Annotated in this window: 12 protein-coding genes and 1 pseudogene; all 13 read right to left on the minus strand. The window is 39.9% G+C overall.

Annotation, left to right across the window (positions count from 1 at the left end):
* Positions 1 to 224: 224 nt before the first annotated feature.
* Positions 225 to 2,054 (minus strand): right-handed parallel beta-helix repeat-containing protein, encoded by a 1,830-nt coding sequence (locus tag I2I13_RS16510; protein ID WP_195650008.1) that lies wholly within the window; start codon positions 2,052 to 2,054, stop codon positions 225 to 227.
* A 97-nt stretch (positions 2,055 to 2,151) separates the two neighbouring features.
* The gene (locus I2I13_RS16515) at positions 2,152 to 2,925 is read right to left on the minus strand and encodes a DUF3823 domain-containing protein (RefSeq protein ID WP_195650009.1); all 774 of its coding nucleotides are present in this window, start codon (positions 2,923 to 2,925) and stop codon (positions 2,152 to 2,154) included.
* Between the two features lie 17 nt (positions 2,926 to 2,942).
* Entirely contained in the window at positions 2,943 to 5,075 is a 2,133-nt protein-coding gene (locus I2I13_RS16520; protein WP_229128658.1) for a RagB/SusD family nutrient uptake outer membrane protein, read from the minus strand.
* Between the two features lie 31 nt (positions 5,076 to 5,106).
* The gene (locus I2I13_RS16525) at positions 5,107 to 8,244 is read right to left on the minus strand and encodes a TonB-dependent receptor (RefSeq protein ID WP_195650010.1); all 3,138 of its coding nucleotides are present in this window, start codon (positions 8,242 to 8,244) and stop codon (positions 5,107 to 5,109) included.
* 76 nt (positions 8,245 to 8,320) lie between these two features.
* Complete coding sequence (locus I2I13_RS16530) at positions 8,321 to 11,959, minus strand: hypothetical protein (protein WP_195650011.1); 3,639 nt, start codon at positions 11,957 to 11,959, stop codon at positions 8,321 to 8,323.
* Position 11,960: 1 nt separating this feature from the next.
* Positions 11,961 to 13,784: a glycoside hydrolase family 105 protein gene (locus I2I13_RS16535; RefSeq protein ID WP_195650012.1), complete on the minus strand. Its 1,824-nt coding sequence runs from the start codon at positions 13,782 to 13,784 to the stop codon at positions 11,961 to 11,963.
* A 449-nt stretch (positions 13,785 to 14,233) separates the two neighbouring features.
* Positions 14,234 to 14,686 (minus strand): annotated as a pseudogene (locus I2I13_RS16540) (hypothetical protein); the annotation flags it as partial.
* Complete coding sequence (locus I2I13_RS24730) at positions 14,687 to 14,860, minus strand: sigma factor (protein WP_195650013.1); 174 nt, start codon at positions 14,858 to 14,860, stop codon at positions 14,687 to 14,689.
* Positions 14,861 to 15,895: 1,035 nt separating this feature from the next.
* Entirely contained in the window at positions 15,896 to 17,203 is a 1,308-nt protein-coding gene (gene guaA / locus I2I13_RS16550) for a glutamine-hydrolyzing GMP synthase (protein WP_143260029.1), read from the minus strand.
* 226 nt (positions 17,204 to 17,429) lie between these two features.
* Positions 17,430 to 18,869, minus strand: coding sequence for an ATP-binding protein (locus I2I13_RS16555; RefSeq protein ID WP_195650014.1), 1,440 nt, complete (start codon positions 18,867 to 18,869; stop codon positions 17,430 to 17,432).
* A gap of 19 nt (positions 18,870 to 18,888) precedes the next feature.
* Positions 18,889 to 20,019, minus strand: a complete 1,131-nt coding sequence (locus tag I2I13_RS16560; RefSeq protein ID WP_195650015.1) for a sensor protein KdpD — start codon at positions 20,017 to 20,019, stop codon at positions 18,889 to 18,891.
* Between the two features lie 84 nt (positions 20,020 to 20,103).
* Positions 20,104 to 20,868, minus strand: coding sequence for a hypothetical protein (locus tag I2I13_RS16565; protein ID WP_195650016.1), 765 nt, complete (start codon positions 20,866 to 20,868; stop codon positions 20,104 to 20,106).
* A 118-nt stretch (positions 20,869 to 20,986) separates the two neighbouring features.
* Positions 20,987 to 21,559, minus strand: coding sequence for a K(+)-transporting ATPase subunit C (locus tag I2I13_RS16570; protein ID WP_195650017.1), 573 nt, complete (start codon positions 21,557 to 21,559; stop codon positions 20,987 to 20,989).
* Positions 21,560 to 21,568 lie beyond the last annotated feature (9 nt).

The following is a 21,568-nucleotide window of genomic DNA, read 5'->3' on the forward strand; positions in this document are numbered from 1 at the left end:
AATGAATCAGTTGTCTTTTTTTATGAATATCCTTAAAGATAATTCAGGCTCATGGAAAGCAGCTTCTGTTTGAAGAGTAAGTAACCTTTTACTCAATAATGAATGGTCGTCCGTTGATATTTCTCAATCGTTCACCTGATACTTGTGTTGGATAGTTCATAACTTTTCTGCAGACAAACGAATCAGACCTGAAAATCACTTTAATGACTTTTACAAAGTCATCCTTAAGGTTGGAAAGCTCCAATGGCAGGTTTTTCTGTTGCAGAAACAATATTTCCCCAAAAGTCGAATCCACCGTTATTTAAGATAAATATGCCTGTACCGATTGCAGGAGAACTATCTTTCAGTTGGTAACCGTCTACCGTATTCATACCATCGCTTCCATTACCTCCAGATACAAATTGGGGATCCGCTACGATGGCACTTTGGTCTGCTTTTGCTTTCTCTCCTTGATGGTACAGATTGTTCTCATATCTGATATGTTCCTGATCATCAAATTGCAGGACTGGAGCCGAGAATATATTATTCTGAAACTCGATGCCCGGCAAGATGGCATTATTTGTTCTTTTCTGTACTGATATCTTCACATCGTTGTAAAATACATTATTGTACACATAGATAGGAACTTGTTTACCATTGGGATGTCCGTGTAACTCGAAAGTACGATAATCAAATTCGGGGTGACCATCATTTTGACTGATGTTATAACGTATAATACCATATTCAAAATCCGGTCCCGGATCTCCCATGCTTAGGAAGAAACCTCCTTCGTTATCATGACTATAATTGTATTGGATAATTTGATAGCCTGGGCTGTTAAAGTCAATATCGAAAGCTTCAGAGTCCATTTCCGAACGATTGGCCGGATTGGTAAGCCGCGTGTATGCCACTTCATTATGTTGGATGATTACGTCTTTCGCATTTCCCCAAAGGCCAGCTAATACCCCATCCAACTTATCTAAAGCATAAGCGCCAGCATGAAATATTTTGTTATATTCTACTAATACCGTTTTTGAATTCTTGGAAAGAAGGATACCTTCTAATGCTGTATAACTGATGTCATTATTACGAATTATTATGTTATCATTGTAATAATCATAGGTCCTTGCTTGACCATTATCTCCAAATAATATTCCTCTTGAAGAACAACGTTCAAATTTATTGTCTTCTACCACAAAATTTTTGAAATAACCTTGAGTGTGCTCGGGGCGGACAAATAGTCCGGCTTGCATATGACGATTCGTAATAGGCTGACCTTCAATGTCGTGTATATAGTTATTCTTTATAACGACATTGGGGTAGATACCTGCTGACTTTATCGTAATATAAATACCGCGTTTGGTATCTTTGGGTGGCATGGTTGTGCTACGGTTGGAAATATCGAAATTCTCAAAAGTCACGTTTTTAGGATTCTGTAGAAGGACTGTTTGTGCGGTATTTCCCACCAGTTTTGGTTGCTCACCACTGCCATAAGCGCTGAACGTAATTCTGTCGGTTTCTGTTCCAGTGACATTATTCAAAGATAATTGTCCAGTCCATGAACCACCGCGTTTGAAAAGAATATAGTCTCCCGGGACAAATGTCGTGTTGTTTACTTTGTCCAAAGACTTCCATGCGGTAGCGGGAGATAACCCGTCGTTATCATCATCTCCATCTACATTGTCAATGTAATATTTGGACGTTGTTAAAAGTTTCCACTTGGCATAAAATATTATTTCTTTGGACACGCTGCTTACAACATAAGGAAAGGTTATTTTATTTGTCAGCTCTTCCTCTTTGTACCATCCATCGAAACTATTACCGACTTTTACTGGAGTATTGGGTTCCACAAGTGTGCCATCTTGTTCTATTTGGGTTACATAGTTGTATCCGTCAGTCCAGCTACCACCGTTTAATTTCCATTTAATCTGTACATATTCAGTAGTATCGCTATTTGTTACAACTTCCTCTTCGGATTTTGAACAGGCCAAACAAGTGCAAGTAGATCCAAGTAATAGAGTCAGCCAACAGATATAGTACAAGTATTGTATCGAAAATGATTTTTTCTTTTTCATGTAAATAAGATTAGTTTGAAGTGATAAAATTCAAAAGATAGAAGTTGCTTTGATTCCAAACAGGCGGAATCAAAGCAACACTCTTAATGTATAAAATTTACGGTACAAATATTTGTTCTATGGTCGAGCAGTTGAATTGTCCCATACCCGGATAATTAGTAGTGGCATTTCCGGCTGCGGTTTGGCAGTTCATTCTCACGCGCACCCAGTAATTAATTCCATTATACTTCAAGGGTCTCGATGTCCGAAAGGTGATGTCTTGCCCTTCTTCGTTATTGTTTAATACACGGGCTGTTGGGAATAGGTTACCGTCAGACGCCGAGGCGTTGATGGTTCTTGATACCGACAAATAGGCTTCCTTTACATCTGGCATACCGAATCCCTCCTTTCTATTCCGTTTGAAGCGGACTGTACACTCCAGATAATTGTCGGGAGTGACTGTTGGCTTTTTCACCCATTCAATCGTCAGATAAGGTATGACAGTAAAGTCTTTAGTGGTCGTACCTGATATTTTTACTAGTTCACCAGCTTCATCACCGTCTTTGACGGGATCGTCAGCATCCCAATAGGGATAGAAATTACCATTGTAAGGGAGCATGAGATATTCTCCTGCGAACTGCTTAGTGTTACGGTAAGTTCCGTTCTGTTGTATTTTTAATGAACGGTTGCCTATGTAGTTATTTCCATCTCCCCAGCTAATCTCTCTCATGCGGATGTAGGATACTCCGTGGTCGACTTGCAACGGTTGGCCATTGTGGTCATAAATAGTACCTTGTATCGTAACGTCGGGAGCTTCATAATTGTCGATTTCGCAAGATACCGTCATAAAACAGCCGACAATAATCGTTATGTATGCTAATAACTTTTTCATATTCTATTTCTTTATCATTATTGATTTCTGTTTTTCTGCAACAAAGGATTGGATTTTAACTCATTCGTTGGAATACCTTCGTAATAATCATTCACATTGAAGGATAAGAAAGAATTGCGATGCTCTGATGTCTTAGAGTCATAAATATATTTGCCGTCGGGTATTCCGCCATGTTCATTATCTACCGTGGCACCCTTAGCAAACATGAACGGATATAATCCTCGTCTACGGTAATTATTTATTTGGGTATCGAATGTAAACCATCTGCGTAAATCCCAGTAAATTTTGCTTTCAAAAGCCAATTCTTTATAGCGCTCTATGCGAAGAATTTGCAAAGCGCGATTGGGAGCCTCTACAAATCCTCCTTGCCCTTTGGGACCTGGTTTCGACCAATTGGTATAAGCTGCGTCCGTAGAGAGTGCACTGGTTGATGTAAGCAATGTTGCTCCTGCACGATCGCGCACATCGTTAATACATTCAAGCGCATCTTGTAACATATTAATCCCTTGATAAGTAGTCTCTCCGCTCTGTGCCAATTCAATGGCGGCTTCAGCACGGTTGAGTATAATTTCCGCATATCGCATTTCTATCCAAGGTTGGGTACTCTCATGAAGTTTGAGTTGTTCCTTAGGCATACTCAAGTTCAACCATTTACGCATGTGGAGTCCACTGGAGGTGGCTTGTTCACTACCCAAGGATGGTCCGTCTAATCCTTTCTTATACAGTTTTATATCATTGTTCACAACATAGAGGTTAGTCTGAGCTGTGGGAGTTTCTGTGGTCCACCATACGATGGAAGGATTGTCCTGCGGCATAAACGGACTATTGCTATAATTTCCCTTATTCCAAGTGGTATTGAATCTTTCTCCATTGGCACCATCGTCAATAGTGAATTTTTTGAACTTATCCACTTCTGGGTCGAACTTCTTATCGATAATACCGGCGCGGATATCATACTTAGTTTCCCAGTAAATATTTCCGGGAATCAACAAATTTGCTTTTAGTCGAGGTTCGAATCCGTCAAATAATTCATGGCAATTGTTGTATACTATGTAATTGCCGTCGTCATCGAAAGCATTAAAATGTCCTTCATTGTTCAAAGGAACTCCTTCAAACAATTCCACCCAATCGAGTGTAGGATTACTACGACTGCCATATTCGGTTGTCTGCATGCGTTTGGGGGCATACATCGCATCTACAGAATGAACAAAATTGCCATAAGAAAATAGGCGAAGCCATATCGATTCTTTATTACTTTCGGCTTTTTCCCAAATTTCAGCGTAATTATTCGTTTTGTCGGCATTTCCCCGATGAAGTTCGTAAGGGCCACCATCAAAAATTCTAGTGGCTTCCCAAGCTTGTTTGAAATAGCCGTTGGCGAGTTCTGAAGGAATTCCTTGTAACAATACGCCATCAATTTCCCAGTCTTGGAATTTCCGGGAACCATAGCGGGCGGTAGTAGCTGCATATAGTGCGGCACGGCTTTTTATTCCGGCAGCTATGTATCTGTTTGCACGACCTGTTTCGCTGGTCACAGGTAGATCGGCAATAGCATCGTCCAAGTCTTTCAGAATGAAGTTGTAAGTGTCCGCATGACTTTCACGGGCTACCCAGACAGACGATTCGTCATTGGGATCCAGATACTGCGGTTCCAGTATTTTAGGCAATCCACCATACCGTTTTGCCAATTGGAAATAGACATATGCCCTCAGGAATTTAGCTTCTGCTATCCATGCTTTTGATTGTTCTCTTAATTCCGGATAGTTAGGCAAGTCATGGATTAGAGTGTTGAGTTGACGGATGATTTTGAATCCTTCTCCCCAATAACCTTTCGCAAGCATATTATCTGAATTCAGGTTGGTATCTTGGCCAACCATCTCACCAGTATATCCCCAAAGCGGTGCTTGGCCTGTTCTTGAGAAATAGCCAGCATATGACTCGCTAGGAGTATATCGGTTTAGGGTACTGTACTTGAAATCCTCCATCGGTAATTGGCAATATATTCCAGCCATATAAGCTCGGATGCCTTCTTCGTTGTATATAGCCTCACCGGTGATGATTGTAGTAGGTGTGATATTTAAATCTTCGCAGGATGTCATATGCGATAATAAGAACATCGCCGTTGTCACTGCTATAAATATTCGTTTCATTTATTTCTATTTTTTGTTAGTACTATAATTATTAGAAAGTTAATGTTCCACCAAAGTTGAACACACGGTTTAATGGGTACATATACCCATTATGCTCTGTCGGTTTCTCGGGATCTAGGTCTACAATCTTGGTGATGGTAAACAAATTGTAGGCATTTACAAAGAGTCGGAGATTAGAGACATTCAACTTTTTCGTTACGATATTTTTGGGTACAGTAAATCCAAGTTCTATGTTTTTCAAACGAACGTAAGCACCGTTTTGGATGTTAAACTTCGAGTTCATATCTGCACGGACGAAACCATAGGGAAAGCGTCCGGAAATCCACTGGGCAGAAGGATCATAGGGGTCGATGTCTGGATTAGCTGGACGCCAACGATCCAACAAAAGTTCAAGTGCATTAGTATCTTCCCTGAACGGAGCAATTAACTGTTCGCCGTATGAAACGTACGACATGGCTGCCCCTTGGAATTGTACGTTTAGGTCGAACCATTTATATTGTGCGCCAAAGCTCAGAGCGAAATTCATCAACGGATAATTTCTTTTGCCATCCCATGATGAACCGGCATTGGTGGTAGTTGCGATCGGATGCATATCATCTCCGTCAATAACACCATCCCCATTCCAATCTTCATAAATCGGGTCACCGGGGAGGCTTCCGGAATTAGCATAGATACTATTGGATATTTGATCCCATGAATGGTAGATACCATTTTCTCCATACGCAAACCAAATGTCTTGATAGCGGTTTAGTGGATTGTTACGCCAGTTATCCCATGAATTGCTGTATGTCATTTGGTTTCGTTTTGTAACCATGCTGCGTGTCAGTGAAACGAATCCCGTGATGTGGTAATTGAAGTTTTTGTTAACACGGTTGTAATGCCTTAATTCAATTTCAAATCCTTTGGTACGGTCACCATTCAAGTTTGCCTGAGAGAAGCCGGTGCCAAATGTTTGAGGAGCTTCTGTTATGGGATTGGCCAGCAAACCGTCACGATCACGTTGGAAAAGATCGACTGAAATTCCTAAAAGTCCATTCCACAAATCTGCATCTAAACCGATATTTTTCATCTTTGAGGTATACCATGTCAAGTCCAAATTGGGAGCGTTGCGGAACCCGATGCCGTTAACAAAAGTTCCTCCGAATACAGCGCCTGCCGGTTTCATATTAGCAGCGCCTGATACCGGGTAGTCATAGCCTTCCACGAATTGGAACTGTGAAGCGCCGTCGTCACCGAGTTTTCCCCATGATCCTCTAATTTTCAAGTTATTGATAAACGGAATTTTTTCTTTGAAAAACGCTTCTTCAGAAATACGATAACCTAATTGGACGCTTGGGAAGAACCCCCATTGTTTTCCTTTGGGAAACTTGGAGGAACCATCGTAACGGAAGGTGAATTCAAATAAATATTTATCTTTGAAATCATAATTGATACGACCTACTAAAGCCTTGTTTGCTTTTTCCGTCAATCCGCTACCGGTTGCAATTTGTCCGTCAGCATCACCTGCAAATAAGTAGGGAATCGGAATAGACATATATCTGCTGCCACTAAGATCATATCCTTGGCTATAACTTTCCTCCCACAGCAGCATTGCGTTGACATGATGGCGGTCGACAAAAGTGTTTTCATAATTTATCGACCAGTTCCACAATCTGGCAAAACTTGTGGAGTAAAAACGGTCTAATTTTGTCTTGCCATTCATTGGATATGTGTTATAAGTATCGTTTGCCTCATTATAAGTATACTCATTATATCCTTTTGTAAAGGTTGAATTGTCATTAAAAGTTTTGTCATAACTGAACATAAAATTGGTAGACAATCCCTTGATGAACGGCAGTTTGTAATTTAGTGCCAGATTCGATTGCAACATGGTTTTTTTATTGCTTACTTCACCGCTTACTTCAGGATGAATCAAAGCTGCAACATTATGTGCGACATTGGCGCTAGCGGGGTGATTGTAGTAAGGCGCTTTATTGTTCGCATATATAGGCTCAATAGGCAATGAACTCCATAAATCTTTAAAGATAACATCTGAGCCGGTTGCCTGCCGTTTTGTTTCATCCATAATGAAATTTAACTTTACTGCTACTTTCAACCCTTTGATGACTTCCGCATCAAGGTTTGTGCGCAAATTATATCTTTTATAATTGTTAGAATTAGTTTTCCAGAAACTTTCCTGACTGTTATAGCCGCCATTGATGTAGTAGCTCACCTTGTCAGTACCGCCTTTTACCGAAATATTGTGTTGTTGTTGTGGTGCCGTGTTTCTCATAATTGCATCATACCAGTCTGTATCGGGCATAAGTCCGTTAGCCAAGTCCTGAAACCATTGGTCGCTGTATTTTTTGGAAGGAGTATTAATGTTACGCATACTTTGTTCATTTCTCAATGTCCCGTAATTATATGCGTTCACAGGTTTCAATATTTCTGCTGGTGTCTGAATACCGTAGTAACCGTTGTATTCTATAGAAGCTTTTTGTTTGGCTCCGGTTTTAGTCGTGATGAGTACTACACCGTTAGCAGCTCTGACGCCATAGATGGCGGCTGAGGCGTCTTTTAAGATAGAGATACTCTCGATGTCATTTGGATCTAAACGTGCGAATTCATCACGAGGAACACCGTCTATTACGAACAAGGGACTACCCAGTCCACGAATATCAAACATATTGGTAAATTGTCCGGGTTCAGAAGTGTTTTGCACTACGCGTAATCCTGGAAGCTTACCGGTCAACATATTTTGTATGTTAGTTCCTTTGGTAGTCATAAGTTGTGTGTTGTCGATTGCAACAACCGAGCCTGTCAATGAGGCTTTCTTTTGCGTTCCATACCCTACTACGACCACTTCTTCCAACTGTTCCACGTCTTCCCTCAAAACGATCTCTAGTCCTTTGTTTGATTGGATTACATTTACCTTCTGAGTGATAAAGCCAAGATAACTGAAAGTCAGTTCGGAAGGTATTTTACTTAACGAGATGGTAAAATTCCCGTTCATGTCTGTTATTGTTCCGTTCGTTGTGCCTGTTTCAACTACAGAAACTCCTGCCAGGAGTTCATCCTGCGCGGAAACGACAGTACCTTTTACTGTCACTTTTTGTGCACCCGCCTGTAGTATTCCTACGACGAACAGCCAAAACATTAGTACGATAGTACTTCTGATACATGTTTTCATTGTTGATTTTTTTAAAGTTAATACACTAAGTTTGTTAATTCATGGTTAATATATTTTGAATAAGAATTGTCTTTTTTCATTTTTCTACACCAAATTCAACTTCGTTGGCCCAATGTTCTTTCCAGTCTGGATGGAATGCCTTAGAGTTCTTTTTCGAGACGCTTCGTCCACGTGCTATTTCCATACAGGCTGCGCTGGCACCATCGTCATTGATGCGAGCCGAGAATTTTATTTTATCTCCTTTTTCAATGGCTTTTTTCACTTCCGATATTTCCGACCAAGGAATGGCACATTCGTAATACAGCGTGTTGCCTTTGCGTATAGTCACTAGTTTTCCGTCTTTCACGGCCCCGTCATAAGGTGATTTGGGTTGGCGAGGATAGAAATGTTTGCGTGGCATACCTGGAACAAGCATTCTCCAAATTTCAAATCCGCCGCCGTATTTAGGAGCAACTGTATTTAAGGCATATTCGTAATCTGTGCATTTGTATCCGATATAACGGGGCATGGTACCTTTGGTTTCGGCTTTCATTCCGTCTTGTCCTATAGGAATCACGTTGAAAGCAATCAATATATTGTCTGTTCTTTTTCCTGTTACTCCGTCTGGAAGCACACCTGTTTTGCGATATGAGAATCGTCTGATGCCTTTAGGCCATACTAGAGGTACAAGATCATCTGCGGAAACGACTTCACATTTGATGTCATTGGGCAATTGAGATTCCGCTCCTGCCAAATAATAACCGATTTTACCGTATTGGTCAATCCAGTTTCCCAATATGTTAAAATCTTTTGTTACTAAATGGGCGGATGCTCTCCCATTTTTAGTATTGGGTACATTATCCGACAAGTCAAAAAATAGTCCGGCCAATTTAACTGTGTTTCTCCATGAATCCCAAGTAGAAGTAGAGCAACGCACTCTTATCCTTCCTGCTAAATCTAATGTCAGGTAGGCTCCATTCCAAACTTTATCCACAACTGTCTGAAAGATTTCTTTTCCATCGTTTCTGTCATATACGGTTACGGTAACATTTCGTTGGTTTATATTAGGAAAGTAAAAGGACGTACGGGTATATTTGTCTGAAGGCAAATCTAAATCTACACCTATGGCTTTCGTTGTATTTGTATTCTCATAATAGCTGAGGACTCGCCCTTTGGCTGTAGGTAATTGCAAAGCTCCTTGATCTGATTCTGATACGGATTTATTTACTAGTACGGCATGCATGGCATTTATTGTTTGCATATAAGCTGTGTCTGGATAGAAGAAATCGTCATCATTGCGGGTTTCAAATCTAAGTGTTCCTTTGTTTGGGGATTTATCTGCTACCTTAGCTGCAAAGTAGAAGTAATCGTCATCATAGGCTTGATAGGTATATGCCAATCCTTCTGCATTGTTGTCAAACTGTTCATAAGGATGCCATGCAGCTTCCGTCAGAGAGATACTGCCTTTGGAAGAACCTTTGATGACTTGCGGAATAGCATCTTTCCATTCGTCCAAATTACCATCCACTTCTACTTTTTTCTTTGCAATGTAATTGACATGCATATTTTCCCAATGCACGGCGAATCCATCTTTTCCAGCATTGAAACGAACTTCAAGCGGATAGTTATTGTCCACAGTGGCAGTTCCGTTTGTCACTTTCGCTCTGATAGTTTTTGTCTCATTGGGCTTAAACGATACATTCTGCGGGTAAGATATATCCAGATTACCAATAGAAACAGATAATACACCTTTCACCGGACGATTGAGGATATTGGTCAGTTGAAGTTCCATTTCCGGTTTGCTGGCAATGGGCGACGTAAAGTCTTTAGCTATGATTTCAAGTGGTTCATACCCCAAGATTTCCGCTTTGTTAATAGCGGAAATAAGTTTGTCGAATGTGCCCTTTTTGTTTACGCGCATATAATATCCTTGATAATTTAAAGGAACTTCGTAGATGCCCTTTTTAGGGGTAATCACGTTTCCATAAAAGTCATAGAGTAGGAAGGAAGGATCTGCTTTCAGTATCATTTTCCCGTCAATAGGATCATATGCATTCAGCTCTTCTTCTATTTTTTCACGTTCAGCACAGCCAATAGGCAGTAGTTTTAACTTATCACATAATTCCATTTCTTTTTTCGCTTCACTCAAACTGCGTACTTCTCGGAATAGAATATTTTCTGTACCGAACGCTTCGCCCAAATCTCCTGCGATGACAATGGTTCCATCGTCTTTATTATTTTCATACCCATCGAAAATCATTACCCATGGAAGGCCATTCTTGAAAAGTAGCTTATTGAACTCCCGTTCCCCAATCATGCTTTGTGCTGCGCCCATAGCAGCTGCAGTTGACCATGTATTGTGCAATTTGAGCACTTTTTCTTTTCCTTTCTCTGTACGGATTTCTATGTTACGTACTGATCGATTCGGATCGCCCGAATACATATATCCACCAAATATTCCCATTGACCTATCGTATCCGGCAGAGCGGTTTACTGCAATGACAAGTCCTATGCGGTCATCCGTATTCCCAACCCAGCTTTCTGTATCCCATATCTTCACACGTCCTTTATAGTGCTTACGATTATTCCATTCAGGATATAACACTGGTGATTCCATACCTTGATAGTGTATGGACAAGAAATCAAATATAGGTAACATATCCATAGTGCCATCTGCAAAAAATTTATCTAAAGCATTTGAATTGGAATCGCCTCCTCCTACAAGGACATCAATGCCTTCTTCACGGGCTTCAATCACCGCTTCAGCCATTTTCGTATATATCTCTTTGTACCTTATCATATCAGCCTGCCAACCGGATATGGAAGTTCCTTCCCAAGGTTCATTCCATAAACAGACAGCTGTTACCGGTCCTTTGGGCCAGCCGAAATCAAGGCATAGTTCTTTCACATATTCCTTAAAGTCCTCATCCAATTCTGGAAGCCATACCAAGTCTTGTTTCGTGCGAAGAAATACTGCATTTTCGTCCAAATGTGGGCGGGCAATACCTAACGGCGTTGATTGGGCAACACGTCCTTCGCCAAACATCAACATGACTGTGATATTACTGTCTGCGAAATCCTTCATCAGTTGTGTTAAATCTTGTTTAAATATTTGATAATCAGGATTAGTCGTTGAAACGAAAGGAATGCCATAACGAATGGATTGCACACCCACTCGATTTAAGAAATCTACACCTAAATAATCTAAGGACTGTTTGGGATATTGCATCTTTACTGACGAAGGTTTCATGCTGTAAGCAAAGCTTGTTCCTAGCATACGGCCATGATTTCCAAGATCAAACACAACAGCATACCCTCCGAAGTCCTTAATATCATCCACTATTATAGATGTGTTGATATAACCATTAGGTGCAATCGATAGGTGTGTCGGGATGATCTTTTCGTAGTCATATTTGACAATTTTGGGCAGCCAAATATCATTTGGAATACCTTTCGTTCCATATCGGAATACGTGTACTTTAGCATCTACATCTATCTGCATTGATGTATTGTTAACTAATTGGAATTTCAGCCGGATATCGTCTCCAGGCCAAAATACATTAGCCGGTGCCGATGATTCTATCAAGTTCACATTAAAGTCATAAGACCTTAATCCATTTTTTACACCCATGACTTCTTCATAATCTATCCAGTCCTCAGGAGCTTTCATTTGTGCAGTTAAGGTTGATATAGCAGCAAAAGTTCCAACTATGAATGTAAGTACTTTCTTTTTCATATTATTGATTTAATAAGTTAACGCCTTGCTCCATCATCCGCTGCACCTCTAAACCTGCAAAAATAACAGCAAATACACCGTGTGTGTCATCATCGTAAAACGGGCGATTCATGTAATAATTAATATCTTCAGTACACATAGTTCCTATACAGATTTTATGCACCGTTCCATCATCTCCAATTTCAGAGGCCACGGCGTTCCATCCTTTTAATGCGATTGGAGTAAATTTCTTTTTATCAATCCATCCGTATCTAACCCCACGGGCTATAGCCATCGTAAAGATGGCCGTACCCGAAACTTCTTCGGGAGAGTCATTTCGTTCGATAACATTGTGCCAGAAACCTTCTTTATTTTGATATTTGATCAAAGAATTAACAAATTCCCGATACTGCTGGAGGATGGCTTTATATTTAGGATGACTCTTGGGTAACATCATCAACACATCCGACATGGCCCAAATAGCCCATCCATTAGCACGTGACCAATGAGGAAGTTTCACATCTGGACGAGAAGTATAATTGGCGTGCATATATAGTTTGGAGTCTTTATCCCACACGTGTTTCGTGAAGTCCAGAATTTGATTAGCTGCATCGTCAAAAAAGACTTTCTGTAATTCCGGAGAGTCACTGTATGCTCCGGCTTGTATCAAAAAGGGAATTCCCATAAACATATCGTCCACCCATACAGTATATTTTTCTGGAGTGTCTCGGGTATAATTGCTCATACCTTCGCTTCTAATTTGCCCGAAACGGGCATAATTGATCATTTTATCTATGTAAGCTTGGTAAACCTCTCGGTTCTTAAACTCCTTCTCCATACGCAAACGATATAGGATAGGTAATGAAGGGGCTAATGTGAAATCGAGCAATGTGGAGTTTATCACCAATGCATTGGCTGAATTATAGCCACGTAACGTATTGACTTGATAGTCTACAAAAGGTATTCCTTCCATTTGGAAGTCGCAATAATCAATTGCCCACTTTGTATATTTAGATTCTTTGGTCTGTTCGCCAAGTAATTGCATGGCCCAAGCTACACCGCTATTGTGATAATTCCACTGGTAAGTAGTTCCCCATGGCTTAGGGTCTATCATGTCGCCTAGTATTTCTACTTTGGGAATTGTCCAGGTAACCGCTCCTTTAAGCCCTTGGTACATACGACCAAACTTAAATTCATGTTCGGGTTCGTATGCGATATCAATATCACCCTTGAATGGGCCGACAACAAGCCAATTAGTAAGTTCGGATAGTTGCTGATCCACATTTTTTAAATTAGTGAGTCCAATTTGGGGATAACTCCGAGCCGTAAGCAGTACTGCGTCATTGTCGCTGGGTGGTTGAAGGAACACACACCATTCCTTGCCGATGGTTGCTGACTTTATCAATATATCGTTATTACCTTTTTTTAGTGGAAGTTGGAATGAGGAAGTTAGTTTCATACTTCTTTCTCCCCGATCTATCCGAATGTCTCGTTTTCCTTTATATTTATAAACAAGTTTTCCGTTGCACCAAATTTTGCAAGCGTCGTTATGATCTGTTTCTACAGAAATCGTTGTGTCACGTGGAAATGAGAGTTGTGTATAAGCGTAAGCCACCGCCTTTTGCCCCAAACCGAAAGTACGTCCAAAATCCACAAAAGTCAATTTACTAAAAGTTTGGTTTTTGGAGGCAGGTTTTAATTTATAGGCAAAAGGAGTTTCTCGAATTAGTTTGTCACCAACCTTTTTTACCTTCTCAATTGGTAATTCCTGTTTTTGTTTGGGAAAGAGAGTGCCTATACCCAGCAATACAGTCAATAATAAACATATCCATTTTTTCTTTTTCATTGCGTATTATTAGTTAGATAATATGATTTTATTTATATCCGCAAACATACTCGAAATAATGTATATAAATAAAAACAAAAGAATAAAAAAGCAGGAACAAAAGCGATACAAAACAGGAATAAAAGTTTATAAGTTACTGTAAAACAATGCATTGTTTTTTTCTAAAAAAATAGACACTCTTGGATGCCTTTTTCTTTTTTAGCTCCGGTTTGCGCTATGGTTTGCGCTAGCGTCAAATTCAATGTAACATGGTTCAACAAATTTTATCTCTACAAAGATACTATTTTACTTTCAAATTTTAATTGAAAAGATTAATAATACAATTGTACGACATTGCTATTCTATAAAAAACAGCAAATGAATTTCTTCAAATAGCGATAACCATGTTAGTTACCACCATACCAAAGAGATATTTAATTCAAAATGTCAAAGTTACATTTATAGGATAATTACCAATCATCATTACTTGTTTGCAATGGCTTCTTTAGAACTGTATCAATTTTGTCTACAAGGATTTTATAACATGATAGTGAATAAACAAAAGCTCGTGATGAGGTTACTTTAGGATGTTGTCTGTTTTCTGTAAATGGAAAGCAATCAGAAAGTGCCCATATTTGGGTATCTTTAGTAACGCCATTACCTGTTACACCAAAACCACCACCAAACATTATGACATATCCACTATCGTCATTTATCTTCAATACCTCATAGTTCTGTAAGGTATATGTCATTCGAATACGTTCTTCTTTAAAATCAAATTTAATAAGTGGTCGAATACTTACTCTATATGAGTTATCTCCCATAGTCCGTTTTGCAATATTAGGCAGATAACAACGTGCTATGATTGTTCTTTCTTCCTCATTTGAAACCTGTATAGCTGACTTTGCATCAGAAGACATAGATTATAATGTTGAGTTGGAAAAACGATCGAAGTTTTCCCAAAAAAATAGAAATACGTCATTTACTATATCTTTCGCAGTCTCTTCATCTTTCATAAAACTGAGAGCATGCTGATATAATTGCTGATAATGTTTCTCAAATAACATTTTGAATGTTTTCTCTTTTTCTATATCCATTCTGCTATTATGAATGCACCTTTAATTATTGCAAAATAAAGAAATTATTTCTATTTATGTGTAAGGTAATCACATCAAATTTTGAATAATCTTTTGAGATGCTTCATATTATCCAACAACACTAGATAGGATAGACTGCATGGACTTCGGGAGATTTGACTGGTTATTCATAAATATCTGTATATAAATATTGTTTTTAGGATTAAATTCCAACAACTTATCCCTACATCTGTTGGACAAAAGGTACGGTGAGGAGTTATAAAGCTGTTTGAATCTATTATATATTTCATAATCTTGGATAAAAAAAGGGGAATTCAAGATTTTGTGAAATGTATCGCCTTTCAAACCCGTCAGACGATAAGCATCCATGTGAAGCAACATATTCCTATTTAACGCATTATTTACATGACTTAGAAAAGTGCAACTACTTTTTTTGATCGCAGAAGGATAAAAATTACCGCCCTGATTATTATCTCTTTTTATTTTCGGTTCATTTTTCCAAATATTATATAATTGAAAAGATACTAAAGATGACGACAAAGTCAATCTGTCCAAAATCCATTCTACGAAGATATTCAGAAAGCCACTCTTGACGTTCCTTCATCTCGATTATAATATCGTAAACATTGATGTTATGGGCTCTGTTTTCTTTTTTACCCAAAAAGGTATGGGAAAAGTTTCTTGATTTTTTTAACATATATCCCAGTGGTGCATAAAATTTACGAGTAAACTATTCTATATTTTTAAAAGTGGGAAGCTTCGTTACATCTAACCATTGCTGAAACTTAGGATTTTCCAAAACATATTCATCTACAGTTTTTCCCATTCGTTCAACTGCCCAAACAAGATACTAAATGGTGCGCATAAGCTTCAAATAACATAAAACAATTTCCAAGTTGTTCCGAAATCAAATCCAATATAACATAGTTCAACAAAAGCTCAATTACATTTCTGTCAGAAGCCAATGTTAAACAATAAAAATAGCCTCAACTTACTATAAATTGAGGCTATCGAAATATCATTTAAAAAATCTCTCTATTCCCATTCTATAGTCGCGTTAGGTTTCGGTGACATATCATAACAAACGCGATTTACATTCTTCACTTCTTTCAGGATACGGTCTGTTATCTTCATCAGGATAGGCCATTCTATCGGTTCGATAGTAGCCGTCATAGCATCTACCGTGTTGACAGCGCGAATAATCACCGGCCAATCAAAAGAACGGGCATTATCACGTACACCAACAGATTTAAAATCGGGTACTACCGTAAAGTATTGCCATACCTTTTTATCCAATCCGGCAATCTGAAACTCTTCACGCAAAATAGCATCGGACTCACGTACAGCCTCCAAACGGTCACGCGTAATAGCACCTAAACAACGTACGCCCAAACCTGGACCAGGGAAAGGTTGACGGTAAACCATCTCATAAGGCAATCCCAACTCCAAGCCACAAGCACGAACTTCATCTTTAAATAATTGGCGCAATGGCTCCACAAGCTCGAACTTAAGGTCTTCAGGCAGACCACCTACGTTATGATGAGACTTCACCATTTTAGCTGTTTTCGTTCCACTTTCCACAATATCCGGATAAATAGTACCTTGACCCAAGAAGTCAATACCATTCAGCTTACGTGCTTCTTCTTCGAACACACGAATAAACTCACCACCAATAATTTTACGTTTCTGTTCCGGATCTTCCACACCTGCCAGTTTATTCAGGAAACGATCGGTTACATCTACATAAATAAGATTTGCTTTCAACTGGTTGCTGAATACCTCAACCACATCTTCAGACTCTCCCTTACGCATCAAACCATGATTAACATGTACGCAAACCAGATTGTTACCAATTGCCTTCAGAAGTAAAGCTGCTACCACAGAACTGTCAACTCCGCCCGACAAAGCCAGCAAAACTTTCTTATCACCTACTTGACGCCTAATCAACTCGATCTGGTCATTAACAAAATTCTTCATGTTCCAGTTAGCTTCAGCTTTGCAAGCATCGAAAACAAATGATTTCACTGCTGCCTTTATAGCCTCAATATCATCTGTAAATTCTGCCAACTTCACTTCGCAAGTTGCTTTATCGTGACCTGCAGCCATGACGGGAATCCCCAAAGTATAGATAGCCGGATTTACATCAATGGCAACGCCATCAATTACATTATTCGGTCCACCATTGATAATAATACCCTTTACATTGGGCAATGCTTTCAGTTCTTCCACTGTGATATCGTGAGGATAAATCTCACTATAAACTCCTAATGCACGGATGGCGCGAGCCAATACCGTATTCTCATGACTACCCAAGTCAAGGATAACAATCATATCCTGCTTCATCTGATTTTGGTTGTTTTTTAAGTTATTGTATTGTTTATTATTCACTATCGTTTCCAAACGGTCTGCAAATATAAAGATTTTTAGAGAGACTATAATACATTGATTCTCTAAAGTTTCAGAACAGAGTCACGTTTTTTTGCTGTTATAGTATTCAATTCAACAAAGAATTAAAACAACATAGGAAGTAGATAGCAATAACCCAATTCTTTCATAGACTCCTTCAAAACTATGCCTTCAACCGCATCACAAACCGACTTCCCTTCCCCAATTCACTCTCTACCGTCAACGTACCGCCATGAGCTTCCACAAAATCCTTGGAAATAGATAATCCCAATCCACTGCCTTGCACTTTCGTTCCGGGCACACGGAAATAACGGTCGAAGATACTTTTGTGATAACGCGGATCAATCCCCTTTCCAAAATCCTGAACATAGAGTTCGATCCTATTTTCATCCTGTTTGGCACCGATAATCACACGTCCGTTTTCTTTAGAATAACGGATAGCATTACTTAGCAAATTCGTCAATACCCAAGCAATCTTTTCACTGTCGACAAAGAGCTTGCCTATTTTCTCTTCCGGATATTCCACTTCTATCTGGATATTAAACTTATCCGCTTGCACCTGATTAGCTTTGATCGCATATTCGATCAACTCAATCGGTTTGGTGATCTTCGGCATAAACTGTAGTTTTCCCGCTTCCACCTGGGTCATGTTAAGCAATTCTCCGGTGATACTCAACAAACGCTCGCTATTCTCCTTGATACTCTTAGACAACTGCTCCTGTTCATCATTCAATGCACCGACACGCTTATCTTCCAACAACTGGAGGCTCATCATAATAGCAGCAATCGGAGTCTTCAGTTCATGAGATATCGTCGAGATAAATGTAGTCTTGGCAGAATCCAGTTCCTTAAATTCCGTGATATTCTTCAATAAAATAACATCACCCAGTTTGCGGGGTTCCCCTTTTTCAGCCTCCGTATTAATGATAGGGACATAAGAGGCCTTAAAGTAACTCTCTTTATCGTCAGCATATATTTTCAACGGTTCCTTCTGCTCACTTGGCGTCACCAATTCACGGATCAACCGCCGCAACAGGTCATTCTTCAAAGCCAGTTCCTCCGCCGATTGACGAATCACCTTCTCCCGTTTCAGATTCAAGATATTGAGTGCTTCCTCATTGATAAACAAAATCTCACGCTCCATATTCAGTCCGATCACCGGATCATCGATACTGTTTACAATTGCTTCAATAAATTTCTTTGCAGAAAGAATATCCGACAAAGTACTGGCACGATATTCGGTCAAACACTCCGCCATCCGGTTAAAACTATCCGCCACATCCCGGAACTCTTCATTATTATCCATTTGCAAACGCTTCTCATAATTATGATTAGCTATTTCAAGAATTCCCTCTTTCAGCTCTTTAATAGGCTTGCTGATAGAACGAGGCAGCCAATAAAGCAATATCAGTCCGGTCAAAATACAGATTCCTCCCGTTATGGAAATCCATAATAATGCACGTTCCAATGCAGGCATGGCAGCGGGACTATCAGGTTCTGTCGCTGTCAGGATTTGAAGATTCACTACTGAAAGTGTAACCAACAAAATAATCATTCCGGCCAGCATTCCGATACCAAGAATCAGTTTCGTTTTAATATTCATAACGTTCATACGATTAATATTATGCAAGTATAATCAAATCTACATTAACTTGTGACAAATTATTCAAAAACTTTCTATATCCCAGTATAGAACAAATAGCGTATGGCAACCTTAAATTAGGAGTTCCCATGCAAACTGTCGATATCTGTTTCTCTTTACAAACCTTGACGATACTCCCCAAAATATCCTTCGACTGCACCTGTACCACCTCTCCCCCAAGTTCCGCCACGAGCTTAAAATGGTTCAACAGATACCGTTGACTGGCTAAATCGATTCTATCCATACTCTCTTTCGGAGTCTGAACATACAGGGCTATAAAAGTGGTGTTATACCGGGTTGCCAACTTTGCCGCCTTTCTGATAATCCGCCGGGGTGTTTTCTCGTGACTACTGATACAAGCCATAAACTTCTCATGCCGGAGTCCGACGGCTACTCCCATCACCACCTCATTCTCCACCTTTTTTTCTACCCGCAACGCTACTTCCTTCAAAGCCAACTCACGTAACTGAAGAATATTCTCTGTCCGAAAGAAATTATCCAATGCCGTCTGAATCTTTTCCGGACGATATATCTTACCCGCTTTCAAACGTGCAATCAGCTCCTCTGCCGTCAAGTCAATATTCACCACCTCATCCGCTTCCTGAAGAACACTGTCGGGCACCCGTTCTTTCACTTCAATACCCGTAATCTCCTGCACTTCTTCATTCACGCTTTCAATGTGCTGAATATTGATTGCCGAAATCACATTGATTCCCTCATCCAGCAAAGTGATCACATCCTGCCAACGTTTCTCGTTCAAGCTACCTTCTACATTGGTATGAGCCAGTTCATCCACAATTACAATTTCCGGATGGACACGGATAATCGTATCCAGATCCATTTCTTCCAATTCTTTCCCCTTATAGAAGATTTTACGACGCGGAATGACAGGGAGCCCTTGCAGTAGTGCTTCCGTCCCGGCGCGTCCATGAGTTTCGATATAGCCGATTTGCACGTTCACACCGTTCTCCAGCAGTTCATGTGCCTCCTGAAGCATGCGATATGACTTTCCCACACCGGCTATCATACCGATATAGACCTTGAATTTACCCCGGTGGGACTTCTTTATCAGATCCAAAAAATACTGTACACTATGTTCTCTATCATCCATTACGTCAATCTGTTATTTTAAACATCCTAACCCGTAGTAATCATCACGATCACCACGGGTTTCACAAAAATTCATGAGTTTATTTTATGGCCTTAAAGTTACGCCAAATACTAAATGGGCGTCCTCCAGACGTGGATTCCATATAGCCTGTACAAATATAGGCAATGAAAACTTATCATTAAAATTTATTGCTTTCGTTGCTTTCAAAGCTAGGTTCGTCACTGCAAACCCATTCACATTATACTGCGGAGTCTTATAAGGAACCACTCCACAAGTAGCATTCAGATCAACTCCTTTCACACTGAACGGATAATTCAGTTCTACGTAAGAAGAGTATGCCTGCTTTTCTTCCCCCTCATCAGTCGTTTTTCTGTCAGCACCGGCAAACATGGTATACCATGCGATAGATAACGGGAACTTTTCAATAGGAATCGTATAAGCTAACCCTGCTTCAAAATGGTGTCCGGTGTCTCCACTTTTAAAATGAAAATAATTATTGGTAAGTTCTCCATTGGCCACATCAGCTTGTCCGTCCCACCAAAGAGTGGCTACAGAAAGCGTCGGTCCTGCTTCACCGAACTTATAAGCTGCGGTCAGGTCAATTTCTTTATTACTCTCACTCAAACTGGTTGAGCCCCATGCAGTAAGCGAGAAATTACCTACGCTAAATCCCAAAGTCGGCTGAAAGGAAGCAGCTCCCCCCTGATAAATACCACGCCATACATACGAACTTACCAAATCACCTTGTATAGTAAACTCTTGTGCTTGTGCATTAACTGTTCCCAACATACAAACGGCTACTACAGCCATTGTTCCTAAAAAACTCTTTTTACTAAAAAAACTTTTCATACTTCTTATCTTATTCTATTTTATGTTTCCGTAAAAAAGCAGCGCCCTATCCAACCCTGTTAATTTGAACCGCGGCATAACCCAAACGGTCCGGACAGGAACGCTGCTCAATCTTCATCTACTTATTGCTTTCCTCTAAAGCGATATTCAATTTCAATACATTCACCTTTTCTGTTCCCAACAACCCCAAAAACGGTTTTTCTATGCTTTTATCAACAATCGCTCTCACCTGTTCTTCTCTCAATCCACGTGCCTGTGCCACTCTTTTCACCTGCACATACGCACATTGAGGAGTAATATTAGGATCCAGTCCCGAAGCACTGGCTGTAACCATTTCGGCAGGCACATCCGCCCGATTCAAATAAGGATGATGTACAAGGAAAGTATCGATACGCGCTTTCACTTCATCCAGATATTCTTGATTCGTAGGCCCTTTATTACTACCTGCGGAACTCGTAGCATCATATCCGTCTCCGGCAGAAGATGGACGTCCCCAGAAATAAATATCTTTTGTAAACATCTGACCTACATTAGCCGCTCCCACTACTTTCCCATCCAGCGTAGCTACTTCGGCATTTCCTTTATTAGGACCCGCTACCTGTGCGAACACCCACAGGATAAGGATATAGAACACGGAAAAAAAGACACAAAAAGCAAGTGTTATTTTTAATGACTTCAATAAAGTTTTCATTGCTATTGT

It is taken from the genome of Bacteroides sp. D55t1_190419_B8, from assembly GCF_015558905.1.
GTDB classification, from domain to species: Bacteria; Bacteroidota; Bacteroidia; order Bacteroidales; family Bacteroidaceae; genus Bacteroides; species Bacteroides vicugnae.

Coding starts and splice junctions, on each gene's coding strand:
- I2I13_RS16565 (WP_195650016.1), bottom strand. CDS start 20,868: ATGAAAAGTTTTTTTAGTAAAAAGAGTTTTTTAGGAACAATGGCTGTA.
- I2I13_RS16515 (WP_195650009.1), bottom strand. CDS start 2,925: ATGAAAAAGTTATTAGCATACATAACGATTATTGTCGGCTGTTTTATG.
- I2I13_RS16560 (WP_195650015.1), bottom strand. CDS start 20,019: ATGGATGATAGAGAACATAGTGTACAGTATTTTTTGGATCTGATAAAG.
- I2I13_RS16570 (WP_195650017.1), bottom strand. CDS start 21,559: ATGAAAACTTTATTGAAGTCATTAAAAATAACACTTGCTTTTTGTGTC.
- I2I13_RS16535 (WP_195650012.1), bottom strand. CDS start 13,784: ATGAAAAAGAAAAAATGGATATGTTTATTATTGACTGTATTGCTGGGT.
- I2I13_RS16520 (WP_229128658.1), bottom strand. CDS start 5,075: ATGAAACGAATATTTATAGCAGTGACAACGGCGATGTTCTTATTATCG.
- guaA (WP_143260029.1), bottom strand. CDS start 17,203: ATGAAGCAGGATATGATTGTTATCCTTGACTTGGGTAGTCATGAGAAT.
- I2I13_RS24730 (WP_195650013.1), bottom strand. CDS start 14,860: ATGGATATAGAAAAAGAGAAAACATTCAAAATGTTATTTGAGAAACAT.
- I2I13_RS16555 (WP_195650014.1), bottom strand. CDS start 18,869: ATGAATATTAAAACGAAACTGATTCTTGGTATCGGAATGCTGGCCGGA.
- I2I13_RS16510 (WP_195650008.1), bottom strand. CDS start 2,054: ATGAAAAAGAAAAAATCATTTTCGATACAATACTTGTACTATATCTGT.
- I2I13_RS16525 (WP_195650010.1), bottom strand. CDS start 8,244: ATGAAAACATGTATCAGAAGTACTATCGTACTAATGTTTTGGCTGTTC.
- I2I13_RS16530 (WP_195650011.1), bottom strand. CDS start 11,959: ATGAAAAAGAAAGTACTTACATTCATAGTTGGAACTTTTGCTGCTATA.